We start from the raw sequence: 6,503 nt of genomic DNA on the forward strand, positions 1-6,503 counted from the left end.
TTTTTAACAAAAATTACGTTAGGTGTGTTTGCCATTCTCAAAAAGGGCGAAAAAACTAATTGACATAGTACGCTTATTTACTAAAAAAGACCGTTCCTTTGCGAAAGGAACGGTCAGTTTGTTGAGAAACCAATGGTTTGTAAAGGGACCGGTTCCTCCAGCTACCCGCGAGCTGTGACGACCTGCTAGCGTAGGGACGTGGGCGCGGGGATCAAGCAGCGCCACCCCTGAGAAAACTTCGTAGTGACGCGGCTTTGGCGATGCCCCCGCGAATCGTCGCGGAGCGGACAGTGACACATCCCTGTGGGGAGGATACGGGCCCCGCCGAACGCGAGCATTCGCTTTCGTTCGGTGGGTAAAGCGCCGAGCGGAGCGGAGAAATCGGTCCCGAATAGACACCAATACCTTTTTCGACAGTCTCACCGTTCCTTTGCGGAAGGAACGGTCTGGTTTTCGGGTCCAATTTAGATGGTCAAGCCTTCGTACATCGGGAAACGTTTGCAGAGCGCCGCCACGCGTTGGCGCGCCTCTTCGTGCTTCGCAGCGTCTTCCGGATTTTTCAGCGTGAGGGCGATAATCGCAGCCACTTCTTTCATCGCTTCCTCGTCGAAGCCGCGGGTGGTAACCGCGGGCGTACCCATGCGAACGCCGCTGGTGACGAACGGGCTTTCCGGATCGTACGGAATGGTGTTTTTGTTGGTGGTGATGCTTACTTCGTCCAGCAGGTGTTCGGCCACTTTGCCAGTCAGTCCCAGGTTGCGAACGTCAACCAGTACCAGGTGGTTGTCGGTTCCGCCGGAAACGAGCGTCAGCCCTTCCGCTTTCAACGCATCGGCAAAGGCCCGCGCGTTGTTTACAATGCGCTGCGCGTACTCTTTAAACTCCGGCTGGAGCGCTTCGCCAAACGCCACCGCTTTGGCAGCGATCACGTGCATCAGCGGGCCGCCTTGCACGCCGGGGAACACGGATTTGTCGATAGCCTTGGCAAACTCCTCTTTGCAGAGAATCAGACCGCCGCGCGGACCGCGCAGGGTTTTGTGAGTTGTGGAGGTAACGAAGTGGGCATGAGGCACCGGGTTTGGATGCAGGCCTGCCGCGATCAGCCCCGCGATGTGAGCCATGTCCACCATGAAGTACGCTCCGACTTCGTCCGCGATTTCTCGGAATTTTGCGAAGTCGATCGTGCGCGGGTAAGCACTGGCACCCGCCACAATCAGCTTTGGTTTGTGTTCGAGCGCTTTGGCACGCACGTCGTCGTAGTTGATCAGGTGCGTCTCCCGGTCTACACCGTACTCCACGAAGTTGTACAAGGTACCGGAGAAGTTGACCGGACTGCCGTGTGTCAAGTGACCGCCGTGGGACAGGTTCATTCCCAATACGGTGTCCCCCGGTTTCAAAATGGTGAAGTACACGGCCATGTTGGCTTGGGCGCCGGAGTGCGGCTGTACGTTGGCATGCTCTGCCCCGAACAATTCCTTGATGCGGTCGCGGGCAATGTTTTCCGCGATGTCGACGTACTCGCAGCCGCCGTAGTAGCGACGGCCCGGGTAGCCTTCCGCGTACTTGTTGGTCAGAACGGTTCCCATCGCTTCCATGACGGCACGGCTGACGAAGTTTTCCGAAGCGATCAGCTCGATTTTATCGCGCTGTCTGTTCAGTTCCAGATCAATTGCATCTGCCACTTGCGGGTCCTGTTTACGCAAAAACTCTAACATGCATTCTCCTCCTTAAAGGTCATTCTATTTATGGATCCTGTTTTTAGGTACAGCTTTCCGTGGAAGGCGTCCGTTCATAGACGGCCCGCGCGCCGCCGATCAGCTTTGGACGGGTCCGCGCAGCGGTAACGTGCGCTTCTCCGATCCGGCGCAGTCGGGGGCGAATCGGCACAGCCACGTGTCTAAGATGCATGCCGATAAAGGTATCGCCGATGTCGATGCCGGCATGGGCCTGAATGTGCTCCACTACGACTGGCGAAGCAAATTGGGCAAAGGCGTAAGCAGCCATTGAGCCGCCCGCGCCCGGGACAGGAACAACCGTTACTTCTTCCAGACCGTATCGTTCCATCGTGTCCTGTTCGACCACGAGCGCTCTGTTCAAATGCTCGCAGCACTGAAACGCCAGCGCAAACCCGTGCTCCTGCTGCACCGCCCGGATGCCCCGAAAGATGGCTGCAGCCACTTCCCCGCTTCCCGCCTTGCCGATATGCTGCCCGAGCACCTCGCTCGTGCTGCAGCCAATGACCAACAGGTGCCTGTGGGTTAGACCCGCCATCTGTTGAACGTCGGTGACAATCTCCTTCACTTGCTGTTCAATCAGCGTCAGATCCACTTACCTCACTCCCAGATTCTTCGCTTCGATCTCCTTTACCTTCTCGACGCGACGTTCGTGACGTCCTCCCTGGAATTCTGTCTCCAGCCAGATCTTCACGATATCCAAAGCGAGTCCCGGGCCGATGACGCGTTCACCCATGGCCAGTACGTTGGAGTCGTTGTGCTCGCGGGTCGCTCGCGCGGAAAATGTATCGTGAACAAGTGCGCAGCGAACGCCCGGAATTTTATTGGCCGCAATCGACATGCCTATGCCTGTCCCACATACCAGGATCCCGCGGTCAAACTCGCCAGCCGCTACCTTCTCGGCCACTGGCACCGCATAGTCAGGATAGTCAACGGACTGCTCGCACTCGCACCCGAAATCCTGAAACTCGATGTTCAGGGAGGCGAGCAGGGCCTTAATTTCTTCTTTCAACTTAAAACCGCCGTGGTCAGCAGCGATCGCCACTTTCATCTGTGATCCCTCGCTTCTCTCCTAATTCTTTTGTATTATACCTCATTTGCGCAAAAGGAAACAGTGAACAATTTAAATAAATCGATCAAAAACATTCGTGTTTTGCACATAAATAAGGTACTGGCTTGCGCTGCCAGCACCTTCCTTTTTCCATAGCTTATTCAGGCAGGCTTTGTTGCGTGAGCATGTTGTACAGCTTGTCGAGAGATTCGTCTATTTCTTCTGCACATTTGCGGTACTCTTCAACCGAACCTCCAAACGGATCGGCGATGTCTCCCATTCCCTCCACTCCAACGTACTCGCGGAGTGTGAACACCTTGTCCGCTGACGCGGGGAAGTAGTGTAGAATCAGGTCTTTATGGCTGCGGGTCATGGTGAGAATCAAATCGGCCCATGCAACCAGCTCCTCATCCAGGCGCCGGGCCTGATGCTGATGAGTGATTCCCCGTTCCGTCAACACTTGCTGGGCATGCGGCGACGCCGGTTGACCATCGTATGCCGCCACCCCTGCGGAGCGAATTTCCAACGGATGATCGGCTGCCTTGGTGCGAAACAGCGCTTCCGCCATGGGACTGCGGCAGGTGTTGCCGGTACAGACAAACAAAATCCGTTGCACGCAGGGCACCTCCTTTCACTGGTGTGAATCAAAGTTCGAAAAGGATTCCGGACTTTTCGAACCTCCTTACAACATGAATTTCAATCCGAAGGCAAACAGGATTACTCCTCCTAATACTTCGCTGTAATCCCCCAGCCATCCTCCTACGCTTCTGCCCAGAAGCAGCCCGAAGTAGGCCATGAAGCCGCCCATTACGCCAAACAGGATGACGGCCATCAGCTTGTTTACTTCCATCAGACCGAAGGAAAAGCCGACCGTCAACGCGTCCAGACTGACGCTGAAGGCAAACAGGAGCATGCCGATTCCTTTTGTCTGAACGATACTTTTCTCTTCTCCCTGCAGCAATCCGTTCCAAAACATATGTATGCCAATTGCCATCAACACGGCTCCGCCGATGAAAACAGCAACATCTCCCACCATTTCGGACAGGTATACGCCGACTACGATTCCGACGAGAGGCATGGCCACGTGGAACAGCCCGATGGTGATGCTCACCTTCACGATTTCCCGAAGGCGGATGCCCACCATCCCGACGCCGATCCCTAAGGAAAATGCATCCATGCTCAAGGCAAAAGCGATCATCAGCAGGGTCAAGAATTGACCCCAGTGAAACAAGGCAATGTTCACACGTCTCCCCCTCCTGTCTTTCCACCTTATGCGGACAAGAGGGAGTTTAGACTTAGGCGCGGATGATTCGCCCGCCGGCGGCCTTTTCCAGACGGTTCATGACGGCCATTCCCATTCCTTTGCGGGGGAATGTCTCAGCGGCGATGAACTGAACATGCTCGTCATCAAACCGCCTCAGCACGCCGTACAACTGCTGCGCCACACTGGCCAGGTCGTACCGCGAGCCACAGGAGAAAACCACGTCGGCTGCGGCTTGCTCACGCCAATACGGCGCTGTCTCTTCCGTTGCCAGTACCCCGGTCTTTCTGCCGTGCTGCCTGGCGTCCGCGAGCAGCTCGCGAATTTTTTTCCGTACGGCATCATCCTCCCCCGCTACCAGCCACATCTCCCCCTGCGGAGCGTAATGGGTGTATTTCATCCCGGGAGAACGGGGGGTTTCCGCTGCGCCGACGAGAAAGGCCGGATCCAGCTGCACGTCCCCGATGACAGCCTCCATTTCTTCCAGGGTGACACCGCCCGGCCGCAATATCATCGCCGGCTCCACCGTTACGTCAAGAACCGTCGACTCCACGCCGACGCCTGTGCTGCCTCCGTCCAGTATGCCCGCGATGCGGCCGTTCAAATCAGCGTGAACATGCCCGGCCGTCGTCGGGCTCGGCCGACCCGAACGGTTGGCGCTGGGAGCCGCTATGGGCACACCCGCTTCGCGAATCAAGGCAAGCGCCAGGGGATGATCCGGCATTCTGACTCCTACCGTATCCAAGCCCGCGGTCACCAGGGACGCAACCCGATCCGTTTTCGGCAGAATCAGCGTCAGCGGCCCCGGCCAGAACGCTTCGATCAGCGGCACTGCCCGTTCGGGAATTTCTCTTGCTATCATCTCGAGCTGCGACAGCTCCCCGATGTGAACAATCAGGGGGTTGTCACTGGGCCTGCCTTTTGCTGAAAATATTTTTTCCACAGCGTTGTCCGACAATGCATTCGCCCCAAGTCCATACACGGTTTCCGTAGGAAAAGCGACCACCTCTCCCTGCCGGATCAACCGGGCGGCATCCACAATCTGTGTACAACTCTGGAGATTTTCCACATCCTTATCCACAATCCATACCTTTGTCTCTATCTGGCTAGTCATTCCGGTATATCCTTTCTTTTTCTCGTTTCGTGACGATTTGTGACTTTAGTATAGATTTCATTCCAAAAGTTTTCAACAACCTGTGGGTAACCTGTGAATAAGTGTGTTGAGAACACTGTCGGTACCGCTTTATTAAAAAACGTGCCTCAGAAGGAGAGCACTGCAAAACGCTTCCGTTATATGGAAAACGGAGGAACGGGCAGAATAGCGACATAAGCTCTCTGTAACTTTCCAAGCCAGATCTGCTTGACAGTCAGCTGATCGAAAAATTGAAGAGGGGTGTTCCTTGATGACAAATAGTAGAATGAATCCTAAGGTTGATGAATTTATAAGTAAAGCTAAAAAGTGGAAGGAAGAATATGAGAAGTTGAGAAATATCGTTCTTGACTGTGAGCTGACCGAAGAATTTAAGTGGATGCATCCTTGTTACACGTTTGAGAAAAAAAACATAGTTTTAATACATGGATTTAAAGAATATTGTGCGCTTCTGTTTCACAAAGGTGCCTTGTTACAGGATGCCCATGGGATTCTAATCCAACAAACGGAGAATGTACAGGCGGCGCGCCAGATTCGGTTCACCAATGTTCAAGAAATAGTCGAGATGGAACCCATCTTGAAAGCCTATATTTATGAAGCCATTGAAGTTGAAAAAGCCGGTTTGGAAGTGAATTTTAAAAAGAATTCAGAATTCATAATTCCTGAAGAACTCCAAAATAAATTCGATGAGATCCCTGCCTTGAAATCTGCTTTTGAAGCATTGACGCCGGGACGGCAAAGAGCATACATTCTTTATTTTTCTGAACCCAAAAAATCCAAAACTCGTGAGTCAAGGGTTGAAAAATGTATGCAGCAAATTCTCAATGGAAAGGGATTAAATGATTAGGATATTCTCCTTGAACTAACGGGGGCTTATGTAACGTAGGCTCCCGTTTTTTCGTGTAGGCAGTATTCATTCAGCAACAATTCTGTCAGCTCATCTATCATGCATGAAAAGACGATGAGGAAGTGATTTTCCCGTTCGCGCTAGTTGTCATCTATATGGGTGGATCGATGTGCGTGGAGCAAGCAAGGGATAGGCAAGCGGATGAAATATGTCATCCCACCTCCTTCCCCTCCCCAAACTTATAAATGATCTGTCAAAAAAACCACCCGGCATTAGCTATCCTCGACCCACTCGGCGTTAGCTATCGCTGTGCCGAGTGGGGTCCCCTTCTTCGCCGGGCGGGGCCCCGAACCCTTTTCTAGCGGCTGTATGGGATGTCCAAATTTATAAATTCTGGTGTATGAAATAATGTCCTTAAACAAAGGAAAATCCCCAGCGACTACGGAAAAAAGAAGTACCTG

At 53.4% G+C, this 6,503-nt stretch carries 7 protein-coding genes; 1 reads left to right on the forward strand and 6 read right to left on the reverse strand.

Going from position 1 to position 6,503, the window contains the following annotated elements; translation table 11 throughout:
• Positions 1–464 precede the first annotated feature (464 nt).
• The 6 genes from glyA to ACE99V_RS20020 form a co-directional block, all read right to left on the reverse strand.
• A complete protein-coding gene (gene glyA, locus ACE99V_RS19995) occupies positions 465–1,715 on the reverse strand; it encodes a serine hydroxymethyltransferase (RefSeq protein ID WP_400492964.1) in 1,251 nt (416 codons plus the stop codon).
• 43 nt (positions 1,716–1,758) lie between these two features.
• The gene (locus tag ACE99V_RS20000; RefSeq protein ID WP_400492965.1) at positions 1,759–2,328 is read right to left on the reverse strand and encodes a TIGR01440 family protein; all 570 of its coding nucleotides are present in this window, start codon (positions 2,326–2,328) and stop codon (positions 1,759–1,761) included.
• The gene (gene rpiB, locus ACE99V_RS20005; protein ID WP_400492966.1) at positions 2,329–2,784 is read right to left on the reverse strand and encodes a ribose 5-phosphate isomerase B; all 456 of its coding nucleotides are present in this window, start codon (positions 2,782–2,784) and stop codon (positions 2,329–2,331) included. It lies immediately after the preceding gene.
• 157 nt (positions 2,785–2,941) lie between these two features.
• Positions 2,942–3,400, reverse strand: a complete 459-nt coding sequence (locus tag ACE99V_RS20010; protein WP_400492967.1) for a low molecular weight protein arginine phosphatase — start codon at positions 3,398–3,400, stop codon at positions 2,942–2,944.
• A gap of 66 nt (positions 3,401–3,466) precedes the next feature.
• Positions 3,467–3,982, reverse strand: a complete 516-nt coding sequence (locus tag ACE99V_RS20015) for a manganese efflux pump MntP (RefSeq protein WP_400492970.1) — start codon at positions 3,980–3,982, stop codon at positions 3,467–3,469.
• 97 nt (positions 3,983–4,079) lie between these two features.
• Positions 4,080–5,147 (reverse strand): L-threonylcarbamoyladenylate synthase, encoded by a 1,068-nt coding sequence (locus ACE99V_RS20020; protein ID WP_491624848.1) that lies wholly within the window; start codon positions 5,145–5,147, stop codon positions 4,080–4,082.
• A gap of 301 nt (positions 5,148–5,448) precedes the next feature.
• Here ACE99V_RS20020 and ACE99V_RS20025 point away from each other — a divergent pair, with 301 nt between their 5' ends.
• Positions 5,449–6,042, forward strand: coding sequence for a YdeI/OmpD-associated family protein (locus ACE99V_RS20025; protein ID WP_400492969.1), 594 nt, complete (start codon positions 5,449–5,451; stop codon positions 6,040–6,042).
• Positions 6,043–6,503: the final 461 nt, after the last annotated feature.

The sequence above is a fragment of the Brevibacillus soli genome, assembly GCF_044759095.2.
GTDB lineage: Bacteria > Bacillota > Bacilli > Brevibacillales > Brevibacillaceae > JBIYSM02.